The organism is Ignisphaera cupida (genome assembly GCF_030186535.1).
Classification (GTDB): Archaea; Thermoproteota; Thermoprotei_A; order Sulfolobales; family Ignisphaeraceae; genus Ignisphaera; species Ignisphaera cupida.
Genome location: NZ_JASNVW010000001.1, coordinates 251,687 through 266,277, shown reverse-complemented (window position 1 = coordinate 266,277; position 14,591 = coordinate 251,687). Strand labels below are relative to the sequence as shown.

Here is a 14,591-nt window from a genome sequence, read left to right as displayed (position 1 = left end):
CAAATATTTCAGTAGTATGGCCCTAAAAGCCATTCATTTCCTATAAAAACTCTTTCTACTCCATAACCCTTAAATATCTTCACAGCTGCTGCAGCATGGCCTATGCTTGTTGGAGGCAAATCCTTTAGTAGATGATCAGGGTGAAAAGCAAGCAAAACAACTGGTATCTCATTATCTATGGAAGCTATGTATTCAGCCATCCCCATAAGCTCTTTCTCATCCACATAGCCTGGCACAAGAAGAATGCTAATTGTTAGAAGCGGCACCTCCGGTCTTTCCCTAGCCATTTCAGCAACAATTCTTATATTCTCCTTAATTCTCTCAACAGCTTTATATCCATTCACACCTGTAAGCGCCTGATACACCTCTGGTGTATATGCTTTCCAATCTATTTTCACAATACCTCCTGACTCTAGACTTAGCCTAGCCATTTCCCTCATAACACCTGGGTTTTCAAGACCATTAGTTTCCCAGCAAATTCTCTTCACTAAGCCCCTTCTCCTAGCCTCATCAACAATTACTTTAGAAACCTCAAGTGCGTAGAGTATGTGGGGCCCTGGATCACCACCAAAGTAGCAAATGCATGTAACTCTATCATTGTTCAAAGCTTTTTCAACAAGCTCACTCTTAGAAACAACATATCTTTTTCTAAGAGCCTGAGAAGCAACTATGTTTTTGTGATCCAAGTTTTGACAAAAAACACAGTTGAGGTTGCAACCAGCAAAAAACACTGCAAGATTGTAATAGCCATATTCAGAACCCATGCTAACACTATACCTGGGGTAGTCACACCCAGTAGCAGCTGGACACACAGGTGTCGCAACACAATTTGTTGGAAGAGGATCTAGATAAGCATACAAAACACCCGCATTGAAACCCTCAACAAATTTTAGCAATCCACCATCATTAAGCCAAAGACCACAATAACCAGTTTCCCCAACACCAATAACACACTCATTAACACACAAACCACATTTAACACCATTTAAATTATTTGGGGGGTTTACTGGAAGACCCAAACCAGATCTATACCTACTATGCACCTTCATAGCAATTGAAACAGCCTCCTCACCTCTACTCCTCAAACAAGCTGAGCAAACACCAATAACATCGCTAATCACAACACCTTTAGCGCCACAAAGTTTGCAAACACCCATAGAAATAAACCGCAACAAAAAATATTTTTCTAACAAAACTTATTTATCTACATTCCTCGTTTCCTCAATTCAAATATGCAAACAACATTTTAATTGCCTCAATGGTGCATTGCAATCACAGCAATTCATACTCTGATATACAAAAAAATAAATACCCTAAATGAGAAAACTGGTATGAAAGGTGGTGTGCATGTTTTTAAAGCCAAGGCTTGTTTTTGCGTTTTTGATTTTGCTTCTACTTTTCACTGATCAGACTATTTTCGTTGTTTATTTGTATGCTCAAAGCAGTGTGGCTAATTTTGTTAATAGTTTTGTTGAATCTACTCCTCTTATTGTTGATCTTTCGTATTTTGGTGCTAGATTCGATTCCATTATGTTCTTAGCTTACATCAACGGTTTTGAGGTTGAGTTACCATATACTTTGTTACCTGGTGAAAGAGTTTCAATTAACATTACTGTAGATACTCTATACAAGAACAAGTCTATTAGTAAGTGGGTTAGTGAAATAGGCTATGAGAATCTCGTTAAGGAATTATCTAAAAAGGAAAACAGAAGGTATTTAAAGGATGTTGACATTGTTTTAAATCCATATACAGTTGAAGACACATCAACAGTTGTTGTTTTTATTCCAAGCAATGCTAGAGGTAGATACCCTGTTGAGAACTGGAGTTTGAAGGCATTGAAAAAAGGCTTTTTGAATAGAGCAATAATAGATTACAATGGTTTTGAAATAGCAATGTACTTCAACAACAAGTCAAAAGTATCAACACCAATAGAAAACCTATTGACATTATCAACAAAAACAATATACACGGTAATCAACGTTGAAAATGGTGAAAAAATAATTGAAATGGTTATAGATAGTAACAAGCTTGTGAATAGATATAAGCTTGCTAAAATTTCAAGAAGCAATGTGAAAGCTGTTGAGAAAGCACCTAAACAATTAGTAGAGAAAATTGCTAAAGGTGATGATGATCCAACGCTTTACTATTATAGACCATGGGAATCAAGTGGTGTTGTTGGTGAAGTAACTTCGCCAACATCATATGTGTATCTAGGTAAATTCATTAATGCAACAATTTCTTCTTATCCATGGTATCAAATCGATAGAGTAACAATTATGCACAACACCTCAATGTGTTATCTAAGAATTTTCATTGGTTCTTTGAATGTTGATGCAAAAATTCCAATAACAATCAATATCAATGGCTCTTCCTATAGCTATAACCTCGATGTTTTTAGAGATAAGCTTTCAGATATCTACTTTTACATTCCAAAACCGTCCAACAGTCAATACTTCAAACCTAAATCGAATTTGAGCGTTGCAATATCAATTCCATATGCAACACCATCAAATGCTTTGCTAAAACTTCATGCAAATGTTGTTTGCCAAGCATATGTATCGAGTAGTAGACCAACAAACTTTGTTTATGTTGCTGAACAGAAATTCTCTGGAGGTGGTGCTCCAGACGATGGAAGTGCTTGGGATGAGAGATATGTTCTAAATAGATATACTGGTGATGGAGTATTCTTCATCTATAAAAACCTGGATGTTTTTGATGATATTCCAGCTGATTTTACTGACATTACTGTTGAAAGCGATTCTAATCAGCTATACGATAGATATGTCAATATATACATTGGTTTTGCTCGAGGACCTCTAGTCAATGTTTGTAGTGGTGTTGCTAGAGGAAGTAGTATAGCGAATGGAACAGCAGGAGTAAGAACATTTACTTGTTCAGCACAACAACTAAAGACAAATGCGCAATACCTAGTACCATACCTCATATACGCATCGCTAAGAGACTCTGACATGCCAATAATATATGTTAAAATCCGAGGATACAACAACTACGATTCATACTGGTTCGTAAAACCATTCAAAATAAGATACTACGCAAGAATGAGTGCAGCACCTTATATACAGCCCATGTGGCTAGATCCCACAGAAAGTCCTACGATAAATTCAGCGTACATTATAAGTATGCAGACATATTCATATGGAGGTACAAGCAAATGGTTTGTACCAGGAAAACATACAGAACTTGCAAGTGATGTATTTACAGTTGAGGTTAATAGACCTTCAATTAATGAATATGATATGTTAGCGGTGTTTCTTACGCTTGATGCTATTGGAAAATACACCTCAACGTATTCGGAAAGTGATAGCTATGCAAATATTGCTTATGTTGTTGGATATTTGCATATAGTCATTAATGTGACGCAGACCGGAACAATGCTTAGCGATCCTTTTGTAAATGCATATCATAAGGGTATATCAACACCTCCACAAGAGTTAAGAGAGTTTCTTGTGGCTTCAGCACTTTCATTTATTTTGAATTTTGTTCCAGGAGTTGTTGGAATAGTTATTGGTGCTGCATCATGGATAATAGAGAGTTTGGCATCTTGCATACCTGTTTGCACAACCTATGTAACATGTTCAAAGCCTAGTTCAGATACTGTGTCTTGTGTAATCTATTGGAAAAACTCCTACATCACATGCACATCAAGCACATCTGGTATTTGCTCAGGAGACTTATTGAGAGTAAAGTTGTATATTATGCCATCATATAGTCCCTGGAATGACAATGATATTATTATTAAATACAGTGTTACTGCTATATATTGGTTGGCACCTGGGTCTTCACCTGTAACAGGTAATATTTGGAATTATTTTGTTGGTGAGTTGAGATTTAAACCAAGTCCGCTTGGCTAAGGTGGGTAGCTATGAATAGAAGAATTGTAGTGGTGATTACTTTTATTGCTGTTTTTATTTCGTTCTATGCGTTTTCGCCTTTGCTTGCTAGAAACAAGTGTTTTGCTGATTCTTTAAGAGCCATTGTTCCCTATCCTCACTATATTTGGAGTGCTCTTCTGGTTTATGTTTTGAATAGGTTTTTCTATGATGTTTCAACTATTTGCTTATTTATGGCAATGGGCTTGCTGCTTATTGTTAAATCAATTGATAGATCATTTGTGATTAACGCAGTTAAACATGTTGTTATACCCATTGCCATTGGCTATGGCTCAGCAACTTTCTTGTTTTACGCATCAATATTCATGTCTAGATTGTATCAAGCAAATTCTGCTCTTGTTGATGATCTACATAAAATCTTTTTGTCAATACCACTAATATACCTCTACTGGTTTGGTTTGCCATTTGTATTCACAAGAATTTTGTATCCATCGGGAATTCTGTATCCACCAGGTACAGCATCTAAAAAAGCTTTGGCAACAGGTTTAGCAGCATATTTAGCTGCTACTGCTTTAAGTATTTCAATTGCATATCTTGTGAAAACCTATTTCGATTCAGTAATTTACAAGTGTTCAGCATATGAAGCTGCAAAAACGATTTTCTACGCCCCTGATCTCACTGAGGAAGAAATTGAGAGGCGCATCGACATGATAATCAGCATGGAGCCTATCAAACGTGTTGAAAGTACAGATACAGTAAGGTTTTCGGATATGCTCTACCTAGCAACCTCCAGCATAACATATGTTGTTGTATCAATGCTTATCCACATAAGAAAAATTTTGAAGAAGAAAAGAAAATTAAAAGCTCAGCCAATAAAAATATTGCAATAATCAAGTAAGAATTGCAGCACAATTACTCACTACAGCATGGAGCATTTTATCACAACACGCATTAGTTCATTACATCATCAAAGCTTTAAGCTAATTAGAAAGGATAGAGGTATTTACAAAATTGTTGTGTGGCGGGCCCGCGGGGATTTGAACCCCGGACCACCGGCTTAGAAGGCCGGCGCTCTGTCCTGGCTGAGCTACGGGCCCATTTTTGTGTGGTGGCTTTTTTGTTGTGTAAGTTTTTGTTTTGGAGGGATTTTTAGCTTTACTTCAGCTTAATTCTTGTTGTTTGCCTCAAACTATTTTTGTTGTTACACCAAGGTTTCTCACGTATTAACAATTTACATATCGTTACCAATGTTTCACACGTTGTTATTGAATCTGGCAGATCTAAAAATTTCATTTGTATTGCTTTTAATTTGTGGTCACAATATTACCAGTTTAAAGCTCTTCTAGTGTTGAAGAATGGAGTTTGAGTTGCGGGCCCATATAACTTTTCCATTGACTATTACATATTTTAGTGTGTTGATTGAGTTTAGAATTGTTTTTGACATATCTCTGAACAGATCTAGCTTATTCATTTTTACTACTACTATATCAGCTAGTTTTCCAATGTCTATAATCCCTGTTTCTATGTTTAGTGCTTGGCTTCCACCTCTTGTGGCATAGTGCAATACCTCCTCTATTGATGGGTATATGCCCCATGTTTTTGTTGAATATACTGATTGCATAGCTATAACATCGTATATTATTGATGTTCCAGCTCTACCCCAAATATCGTCTATGCCTATGCTAATGTTCTTCAATTCAAAAAGTTTTGGATGAACAGAGCCATAAACACCCTTTATGGAGTCTGAGTATGGTGTAACAGCTATGCTTGCTTCGCTTTGAGCCACTTTCTCCACCTCCCATGTGGTTGCCCATGAAAAGTGGGCTAAACACACATTTTTTGATAACAACCCCAATTTGTAAAGGTGGTTAATGATCCACTCCCCTCTTGTTTTATAAAATGATAGTATGTTTGCAACGTTTTGTGGAAGTATTAAATGCAAATTAATTTTGTTTTCAATAGCAAAATCCCTAACCTCTCTTAAAGTATCATCATCGATACTCGCCGAAAGCTCTACATTAATTGATGGAATACATAAATCACGTTTCAAATTCTTTGCAATAACCAAGTTCTTTAAATCGCCATAACTCTTGATGAGAGGTCCTGTAGAGACTCTCAAACCAATTTTGTTAGCAATTTCGCATACACCATCAAAATAATTATCGGCTATGTGAACTAATGCAAAGCCATGTATAGCTAAAGCCTTTAGGGCTTTTTCTGCAATTTCAATTGTTTGCCAACCCCAACTTTTTGTGAAGATATGCGTATGTGATGAAACAAAACCTGATAGTGCTATGGAGTTTTCGCAATGCAGAACATCGTAGCCATGAACATTGCTACATTCACCAACGCAAGAAATGGTGTTTTCATCTATGACTATATCAGCATTTTCAATTATGTGAAAAGGTTTGAAAGACTTAACAACATACCTGCATTTCCTTAGCACTATATTCATAGACTAATTCACTTCATTAATTCTTAAGAACCTTTTAATAAATACTCTATGTGAAGGTGCTTAATATTTGTTAAGACTTAACTACATATCGAAAAGAGATGTTAAAAACATTTTTGGCGAGCTTCAAAAAAGGGTTGAGATAGATCCTCAGCTCATAGATTATCTAAAGGAGTTTGAAGATGATGTTAAAAAAGTTGTTGAGGAGAAGTTTGAGATAGTTGTTTTTGGATCTACTCCAGCACTTTTCAAAACACAAAAAGTTGATTTCTATCTACCAACACTGTACATAGTAAACATGTTGTACAATACAAAAAAGATTGTAGCAGTACCTGCAGTTACAGTTGATGAAGGTGCTGTAAGTTTTTTGAAGAATGGTGCAGATGTTATGATTCCTGGCATTAAAAAAGTTTTGAAGAGTTTTTCCAAAAACGCTATTGTTGCTGTTTTAGAGCCTTCAGAAAAATATTTCATAGTAATTGGATATGCATTAGTAGACTCAACACAAATTGCTCCAGGAGTTAAAGGCAAGGCAGTGAAGAACGTGAGTCACTTAGATGATGATGTGTGGAGAACATCAATTCAAGTAGCAAAAGCCCTATCCAGTTAGCAAATAACGAATCTAGCCAAAGTTGCTAAGCTGCTTCTAGACAAAGCTTTTAATGCTAGTATCTACCCATTCTGAATTCTCTTTCTTGGGTTTTGTGATAAAAGGATAGACCAGTAATCTCATTCACTATTTCAAGACGCAGAACATACTCAGGATTTTTATAATCCACAACAACAATATTTAGTGACTCGAGAAAACTACCTATGTATTTAACTAATCTCGAGCAGGAATCTATTGACCAGCCTCTCTTCCTACATCTACAAACCATTTTAATAGGTTTTGAAACATTTGAAAGCAGAAGAAGCTCCATAACACACTTCTTAATTTCTTCATACATAGACTTGCAAGACGCGTATATAGGGAAAACCCAGTGGCACCTCACACTACTTCTAATCAATTTCTTCACAATTTGCAAGGGATCAGAATGCTTCTCGGCATAAACCAAAGCAATTCCACTTCTCTCCAGCGGCAAGCACTGAACACTACTAAGTGAGAATGCAAGAGCATTTTCAATATCCTCGCAAGTTTCATGCTCTAAATCAATATCTGTTGTAATAATAGCTTTTAGCTCAGTACTCTTGACATCAATCACAGCTTCTCATCACGCTCGTGTTTCATCACAGCATTAAACTAGTGTTATTTAGCCGCTATAAAAGTTAATAACCTAGAACAAATTAAGTAAATTTGCTAGAGAGAAGCTAAAAAGTCTCGTTATTGAGCGGGGGTGCCCGAGCTAGGTCAAAGGGGGCGGGCTTAAGACCCGCTGGCGTAGGCCTGCGTGGGTTCAAATCCCACCCCCCGCACTAAAAACCTTTGCATTGCTATTTTTTACTTGGGGTGAGCTCAATGTCTTTACACGAAATTTCAAGTAGGTTGAAAAGGGGTTGTGAGGTTATCAGAATCGTTCTGATAGTTTCGTTTGTGGGTATGGTGATGGAGTTTGTGTTTGCTTATTTCTCAAAATCTATGATACTTTTCACTGATTTTGTTCACTGGGCAGTTGATACTGCTTTAGAGTTTATGTCAATGATTGCTTTGTATCATGCTAGTAAAACCTTGAGAAGATTTTCGTGGGGTGTTCTATACATGGAAACATTTTTAATGCTCATCACATCAATAGCTATAATCTCTTTCTATATTATAAGCTTTGTTGATTATGTTAACAACATTATTTATAGTGCTAACTCTAAGGTTACAACACAAAATCCTTTACTATCCCTTGTAACTCTCTCAGGAGGGTTTTTAACACTCTACGCTTTTGCAATTCTTAGAAAAGAATATGAAAAGCTAAAACTAGAGATTCTAAAATCTGAATATACACATGCACTAATAGATGTTGTTGCAGCTTTTATATCAACTATTGGAGTTGTTGTAACAGCTTTAACCAGAAACCCATCTACAGAGTTGTTAACAGTTATTGCAGGATTTTTCTTTGCATTGCACAGCATAACTAATATTGTTGAAGATGCTGCAAGATCCATAATTGGTGTTGAGGAGGATAAGGAGCTTATTTACAATATTAAGCTAAAGCTAAGTGAGTTAGAGAATGTTAAAGTGAAAAATGTTGATGCTAGGAAAATAGGTTCTTTCTATATTGTTACAGTAGATTTGTATGTAGATCCATACACAACATTGATTGAGTTAAACGAGATGCGCATGAAAATTATAAGAATGTGTAGAAGTGTTAGTGAAATGATATATCATGTTGATGTTAGGTTTTATCCAGATGTTGAAAAATATAGAAAGATTCTGAAGCAAAAGCGAAAAGGTATAAAAGGAAAAAGTGTGTAGATGCTAAATATAGAGATTAGAATGACTGGTGTTGTTTGTGGTTATGGATTCTGCATACGAGGAAGTGGGTAGGAAAACAAAGTTTGGAGTTTATATCCCATCTGAATTAGCACGTGAATTAGATGAGCTTATGAAGAGTTTGGGTATTGAGAATAGGTCTAAGCTTCTTCAAGAATCTTTAAGATTGTTCATAATTGAGAATAAGTGGAGCATTGCTAAAGAGGTTGTTGGTTCTATCAACATTCTTTACAACCATAAAATAGGTGATAGCGATAAGGAGTTGACAGAACTTCAACACGATTTTCTTGATGTGATAAGTTCTGCAATGCATATTCATTTAGATAAGGAGAGGTGCTTGCTAATAGTAGCTGTGAAGGGTTCTAGCAACAGGGTTAAGGAGCTTATTGGCAGAATTCATAGTGTAAAAGGTGTTTTGCTTGTTAGATCAACGCTTATGGCAACTCAGTAATATCTCTATATGCAAAGGATGAGCCATCACAATTAAAGCCTGGTGTATGAAGATATTTAAATCCTTCTCTGCATGTTGCAAAAACCAATCCATTACTATACGAAATTTCTCTTACAATTTTCATATAGTCAAGTCTTTGTTTTTCATCTAAATACCTATAGCCACTGACTACATTTTTAGAGTTTCCAAAGTATAGAAACTTAAATTCTTCTGCAACTCTATCACCACGAAGCATTCTAACCACATTCAAAATCTTCTTAAAATCTACTGGCTTGGCCTTGTATGTTGACGAAGTTATTTGAAGAGCACCAGCTGCAGCTACACTGCTTATAACATTCTCCATGTTTTCATAAGAATCATTTATAAATGGTATTATCGGGTCAAGCCTCACAACAACACCAATTCCGTTTGCCGCAAGCAGCTTAACTGCTTTTAGCCTTTCTGAAGGGGGTGGCGCACCAGGCTCTATAATTTTTGCTAGCTTATCATCTAGTGTTGTTATTGTAATAGCAACAGCAACTCTGTTTCTATACTTGCTCAGCAAATCCAAGTCACGTACAACAAAACTGCTTTTAGTTGTTATCAAAACCCTTGCCCCATTCTCCAAAAGCTTATGCAAAACAAGTCGAGTAAAACCAAGTTCTTTTTCAGGCCATGAATATGGGTCACTACTTGTAGATAACTCTATTAATGCTTCTTTGGGTATTAAACTCAAATCTTTTGTTATAAGAGATAAGAAATCTTTTTTAGGTCTTGGAGTTGAGTGCTTAGGTATATAGTTTGCTGCATAGCAATATAAACATGCATGAGAACAACCAGTATATGGATGTACAACCCACTTCATTGGACAAGTGCATAGAGGTGATCTCCAAGGATCAAAAGGCTTTATCGCTTTAAGCGAGGATTGTTTAGGAAAGATAGATGCAGAATTAAAGGTCACGCAATAAGCACCACATATTCTTAATTTCATGACTCTCCTAATTTATTAACACTTTTATACTTTACCCACTAAACAATTATTATTCATGTGATGAACATGGAGAAAAAAGCTTTGCTTATATTCACAATAGCCTTAGCTTTGCTAATAACATTACTGTTGACAATTCAAGCCGAAGCACAATCAGTGGATTTAAGATACACAGTTACAACAGAAACATCAGCAAAGAACACAACAAATGCCACAACTATCGCGAATATTACAACAGTTACAGTAACAGAAATAAAGCCAACAACAATATTTGCAACAACAACAATCCCAGTATTCTTCTCATATACAACAACAAATCTCGAAACAGTGGTCATCGGATTAGAGCCTAGACTAGCCATATCAATATCACTGATACTAATTATAATCTCACTTGTTATAGGCTATGTAATAGGTATGAAAACAGGTAAAGAAAAAGTAACCCCGCCACCAACACCACCAAAGCCTGCTAGAAAAGGTCGCAGATAAAAGAATTCACACGGTTAAGCAGATTTCGCCCAAAATTTTAAATCAATTTTATCTTGAATTAATGTCAGGACTTAGAACTGCTATTTGCAAATTCTAGCAATTCTAGTGGTGTTGGGACTTTGCCATGCTCTTTCTTAAATGACTCAATAAGAAACTTTATATAGTCCCATGTTTTTTGACCTGCAACACAGAATTGTGGTATAAATGGTTTTGGAGGTTCTGAGGAATTCCACGAAACTATAACATCCTTTTGAATATCCTCAACTGCAAATGGATATGAGAGACACGCATATGGCTTGTTTTCATGTATTCTACATCTCCACCCGTCTTGAAATGGACAGGGTCTTGGAATTAAATATTTATTGCTCTCATTCATAATTCCACTAAGAGAAATGCCTTCAGCAATTATTTCACTTAAGTCAAATTCCGTTAACTCTATTGGAGATCCAAATTTGCAGCATATGCCCCCACATTTTTTGCATTCTTCACCAAGATTCATGTATATATTCATTATAATTTGATAAGCAATTAAATAAGCGACGACAATAGCTTCTCTCATATCCAAGGACATCAAAAAGTTTATTATTGTCTTTGCAGATTCTAAATCGCCTTTCAAAGCTTTTTTCGTAAGAAAATGGATTTGATTTGCATCAATACTCATTGGTGCCCCCTAGCTGTATACGCATTCTTTTATAGATTCAACAACTTGATTGTCTATATTCAAAAGCGTTGCTAGAGTTGCTGATGCCATTGATGCTGAAAATGGTCCTGCCAAGTCTTTACTCCATTCAATTTTTGTTGCAAATGCTAGAAATATTATAATAAGCTTCATTGTTATTGCATTGGTTTTTCTGAATACATTTAACAACTCATTTTCAGTCTCTTTCTCACTTGTTTTCTCAGCAATGTGTTCCATGACTCTGATTAGCCTATTTCTAAACTCAACTAGTCTATTCAAAATATTTGTAGCTGTGTAAGCTAAAGAGTTTTGATCAATACCTTTATCATCAACTCTATAAAAATTTCTTGTGAAAAAATCTAAAGAACTGCGAACATTTATAACAATGTTTTTCATTATTTCTAGCTCCTGCAATAACCAGCTATTACTCATTAAAGAAGATTTTAATCTGTAAGCAATTTTCGTAACAGCATTAATCAATTCCGAAACCTCGTTTACTGCAACACAACATGAATTTCGTTTTAGGCATAGAACATCAGATTGAGCATGTGGGTTCTTCATCCCATTCACACAAAGTCATTGGCTGCCCACGTCATCATCAATGAAAACATATATTGTTTTGAAACTTTATTTGCTTTTAAGCTAATATGACACAGTGTTGTGAACAATATGATCTTCAAGACTTGCTGCAGAATCTTTGTATCAACTACATTAGTTATTTTAATGATTCTTTTAAATATTTCAAGCATCTACACCAGTTTAAGAGCTGATAATAATACTTCCTGCATCGATACATACTTTCTTGCTGTTTCTGAAAAAATGGGTGTGGGAGAGGCAGTTCCTGTAAAAATATGTTTAAAACATTCTTCAGTATTTAGAGTACATATCCAAGGAGTTGAATATGATGAAAGCTTGTTGAACTCCTTTGTAGTGGCTGGATATGCCTTAAACAAAATTTGTAAAGTGGGATTAGGCGAAGTCACAGTATCTATTCGAAGTAGTGGTAGTGCTAAAGGAGCTAGTGCATCACTTGCATTTGCAATAAGTCTGTATAGAATCTACAATAGGTATGACAATGGCTTGTGGAGTGCTACAGGTGTGGTGTCAATAGATGGTTTTATTGATGCTGTGGCTGGTTTAAATGAGAAAATCGCTGCTGCAACTTCTGCTGGTATAAAAAGAGTTTATACTCCAATGATAAATGGGGTAGTAAATACAACTGCTGTAGTACCCATTGCATCACTGCTAGATATTTGTGGCGCAAATGTTGATGAAACTGGTGAAGTATATGTTAATACTACTTTACTTAAAATAGTTAATCAATTCTTTAAAAATGCTACAATTTACTTTAGTGAAGAAGCAATGAAAATAGCTAAGGCTATTGGAAATGAAAATGTAAATAAATATTTAGATGATGCAATGAAAAAAGTGCAAGCAGCTGCAAGTAAAGATGAGTGGTACACAGCAGCAAGTATGGCATATTCAGTATATGTAACAATACTTAAGGAGTACTTCTCTTTGCAAAGTGCGAAGAATCTTAAAAACTATATTAGACAATGCAATTCTAATTTATCCAACATCTATCAGTTATTGGAAAATTTAAAAACAATTAAGAGTAGCGCCATACCATTTCTAGTCATGGCTATTGATAGAGTTACTCAAGCAAAATACTATCTGAACTTAATCAACACTACACAAGGTTTAGATAAATCAATAATAGCAAGTGCCTATGGAAGAATATTAACAGCAATACAATGGCTAGACTTGGCCATGACTATCAATGTGAGTGGCTCTGGAAAGCTTTACAGCTTTAGGGATGTTAAAAATGCTTTGGCGAACGCGTTAAATGTTGTTAGTAGCATTGTGGAATTCAATAAAACATATTCTATTCTAACACTAGATGGCTTGGCTAGTACAAGAGCTTATCTCTATTCAAGATTACCTGAAACCTACAAACAATATGTTAAAGATTCTTTGAGAAAGCTATTCAAGATATATTCGAGAATGCTAGACATTAACCTTGTTACTGTTCCATATCTCTACTACCAGTATTCAAATTATGTGGATGATAGCAATAGTGTATATTTACTTTCTATGGCTACTTTGGAATCTAGTTTAATAGTAATGGTTCTCGAGATTGTTAGCAATAATTTTGGTGTAGGTATAACTAGTGTTACAAGCTATGCTACGTTTTTAAGAATGTTGCATGATATAGTATTGTACGAGCTCATATCTCTATATGCAGTATTTTTAGCGGCTCTTCTAAAGCTACTTGATGTAGTCAAGTAACGTTCTAGGTTTTGTTTTATCAGATGTAGAACTTTTCATGCTACTAGTTATTTCATCAATAAAACTCTTTACAAGTTTCATATCACTTTCAAGCATAGATCTCAACTGTGGATTATACAATGCTGCAGCTGGATGTAGTGTGGGTATTACATGAATTTGAATTCCTTGAATCGTCAACTCATATCTCTTTCCCCTCATCTTCATTACTCCAACCCATTCCCGCTTACCCATGGAAAAAACAGTTTTTCCAGCTATGTTACCAAGAGTAACAATAAGCTTGGGTTTCAACAAAGCTATTTGAGATTTCAGAAATATGCTGCAAGCCTCAATTTCATCATCCTTAGGCTCTCTATTTCCAGGAGGTCTACACTTAACAACATTTGTTATATAAACACCTTCTCTACTTATACCAACGCTTTCCATAATCATAGTTAAGAGCTTTCCAGCCGCACCTACAAATGGTCTTCCCATTTCATCTTCAGTAGCACCTGGTGCTTCACCTATGAACATTACAACTGATTTTTTATTTCCCTCACCAGGAACAGCATTTTTTCTACTTCTATGCAAAGGGCATCTAACACACCTTCTTATTTCTTCTTCAAGTACTTCCCAACTAGAGAACAAGTTATTTGTATTCGTTATTGCCACCCTAAACAAATCATAATTTATTGCAATAACAGCTTATTAATTCTCTCATACCATTTTTAATTAAAAGGTTTTGCAGCAAAGAATGCCATGTGTAGAGGTGTTTTGTTATGGGTTTGAAGCATAAAAAGTATGTTTATGTAAAAAGAAATGATGGTGTCTATGTAAAGGTGAGGGTGCTGAAGAGCAGGGAGGAAAGCGAATCTAGATACATTGTTGTTGGGCCCAAGGTTAATAAGCCACCTTATACAGCAACTATTATTAGCGAAAATCAGTTGCCAGAACCTATAAGGATTAAGCTTTATGAGATTTAAATTTAGAGTAGATGATGAGGTCGACGTTGTCGGAGAA

15 protein-coding genes and 2 tRNA genes are annotated in these 14,591 nt (G+C 35.6%); 9 read left to right on the top strand and 8 right to left on the bottom strand.

Features of this window, described 5'->3' with window-relative positions:
• Positions 1-8: 8 nt before the first annotated feature.
• Positions 9-1,157 (bottom strand): radical SAM protein, encoded by a 1,149-nt coding sequence (locus tag QPL79_RS01615; RefSeq protein ID WP_285273035.1) that lies wholly within the window; start codon positions 1,155-1,157, stop codon positions 9-11.
• A gap of 190 nt (positions 1,158-1,347) precedes the next feature.
• Between QPL79_RS01615 and QPL79_RS01610 the strand changes: the two genes are divergently transcribed.
• The gene (locus QPL79_RS01610) at positions 1,348-3,873 is read left to right on the top strand and encodes a hypothetical protein (RefSeq protein ID WP_285273034.1); all 2,526 of its coding nucleotides are present in this window, start codon (positions 1,348-1,350) and stop codon (positions 3,871-3,873) included.
• 11 nt (positions 3,874-3,884) lie between these two features.
• Positions 3,885-4,742 (top strand): hypothetical protein, encoded by an 858-nt coding sequence (locus QPL79_RS01605; protein ID WP_285273033.1) that lies wholly within the window; start codon positions 3,885-3,887, stop codon positions 4,740-4,742.
• A 129-nt stretch (positions 4,743-4,871) separates the two neighbouring features.
• Here QPL79_RS01605 and QPL79_RS01600 read toward each other — a convergent pair.
• A tRNA-Arg gene (locus QPL79_RS01600) sits at positions 4,872-4,949 on the bottom strand.
• Positions 4,950-5,194: 245 nt separating this feature from the next.
• Positions 5,195-6,307, bottom strand: a complete 1,113-nt coding sequence (locus QPL79_RS01595; protein ID WP_285273032.1) for an amidohydrolase family protein — start codon at positions 6,305-6,307, stop codon at positions 5,195-5,197.
• Positions 6,308-6,374: 67 nt separating this feature from the next.
• On the opposite strand from QPL79_RS01595, the gene QPL79_RS01590 reads away from it, so the two are divergent.
• A complete protein-coding gene (locus QPL79_RS01590; RefSeq protein WP_285273031.1) occupies positions 6,375-6,914 on the top strand; it encodes a PUA domain-containing protein in 540 nt (179 codons plus the stop codon).
• Between the two features lie 55 nt (positions 6,915-6,969).
• Here the strand turns inward: QPL79_RS01590 and QPL79_RS01585 are convergent, their stop codons facing one another.
• Positions 6,970-7,506, bottom strand: a complete 537-nt coding sequence (locus tag QPL79_RS01585) for a THUMP domain-containing protein (RefSeq protein WP_285273030.1) — start codon at positions 7,504-7,506, stop codon at positions 6,970-6,972.
• Positions 7,507-7,632: 126 nt separating this feature from the next.
• Between QPL79_RS01585 and QPL79_RS01580 the strand changes: the two genes are divergently transcribed.
• The 3 genes from QPL79_RS01580 (at position 7,633) to QPL79_RS01570 (ending at position 9,174) form a co-directional block, all read left to right on the top strand.
• A tRNA-Leu gene (locus QPL79_RS01580) sits at positions 7,633-7,717 on the top strand.
• A gap of 43 nt (positions 7,718-7,760) precedes the next feature.
• Positions 7,761-8,705: a cation efflux transmembrane domain-containing protein gene (locus QPL79_RS01575; RefSeq protein WP_285273029.1), complete on the top strand. Its 945-nt coding sequence runs from the start codon at positions 7,761-7,763 to the stop codon at positions 8,703-8,705.
• 43 nt (positions 8,706-8,748) lie between these two features.
• On the top strand, positions 8,749-9,174 hold the full coding sequence (locus QPL79_RS01570) for a CopG family ribbon-helix-helix protein (protein WP_285273028.1): 426 nt from the start codon (positions 8,749-8,751) through the stop codon (positions 9,172-9,174).
• On the opposite strand, the gene QPL79_RS01565 is transcribed toward QPL79_RS01570, so the two are convergent.
• Positions 9,158-10,114, bottom strand: a complete 957-nt coding sequence (locus QPL79_RS01565; protein ID WP_285273027.1) for an SPL family radical SAM protein — start codon at positions 10,112-10,114, stop codon at positions 9,158-9,160. The genes QPL79_RS01570 and QPL79_RS01565 overlap by 17 nt on opposite strands.
• Before the next feature lie 96 nt (positions 10,115-10,210).
• Between QPL79_RS01565 and QPL79_RS01560 the strand changes: the two genes are divergently transcribed.
• Positions 10,211-10,627 (top strand): hypothetical protein, encoded by a 417-nt coding sequence (locus QPL79_RS01560; RefSeq protein ID WP_285273026.1) that lies wholly within the window; start codon positions 10,211-10,213, stop codon positions 10,625-10,627.
• 64 nt (positions 10,628-10,691) lie between these two features.
• Here QPL79_RS01560 and QPL79_RS01555 read toward each other — a convergent pair whose 3' ends face one another.
• Together QPL79_RS01555 and QPL79_RS01550 are read right to left on the bottom strand one after the other, a co-directional pair.
• Positions 10,692-11,288, bottom strand: coding sequence for a YkgJ family cysteine cluster protein (locus tag QPL79_RS01555; RefSeq protein ID WP_285273025.1), 597 nt, complete (start codon positions 11,286-11,288; stop codon positions 10,692-10,694).
• A gap of 9 nt (positions 11,289-11,297) precedes the next feature.
• Positions 11,298-11,867 (bottom strand): hypothetical protein, encoded by a 570-nt coding sequence (locus QPL79_RS01550; RefSeq protein WP_285273024.1) that lies wholly within the window; start codon positions 11,865-11,867, stop codon positions 11,298-11,300.
• Between the two features lie 108 nt (positions 11,868-11,975).
• Here QPL79_RS01550 and QPL79_RS01545 point away from each other — a divergent pair, with 108 nt between their 5' ends.
• Positions 11,976-13,595 (top strand): hypothetical protein, encoded by a 1,620-nt coding sequence (locus QPL79_RS01545; RefSeq protein WP_285273023.1) that lies wholly within the window; start codon positions 11,976-11,978, stop codon positions 13,593-13,595.
• On the opposite strand, the gene udg is transcribed toward QPL79_RS01545, so the two are convergent.
• Positions 13,575-14,243, bottom strand: coding sequence for a type-4 uracil-DNA glycosylase (udg, locus tag QPL79_RS01540; RefSeq protein ID WP_350309055.1), 669 nt, complete (start codon positions 14,241-14,243; stop codon positions 13,575-13,577). The two genes, QPL79_RS01545 and udg, sit on opposite strands and share 21 nt — an antisense overlap.
• A gap of 107 nt (positions 14,244-14,350) precedes the next feature.
• Here udg and QPL79_RS01535 point away from each other — a divergent pair, with 107 nt between their 5' ends.
• Entirely contained in the window at positions 14,351-14,554 is a 204-nt protein-coding gene (locus tag QPL79_RS01535; protein WP_285273022.1) for a DUF5622 domain-containing protein, read from the top strand.
• Positions 14,555-14,591 lie beyond the last annotated feature (37 nt).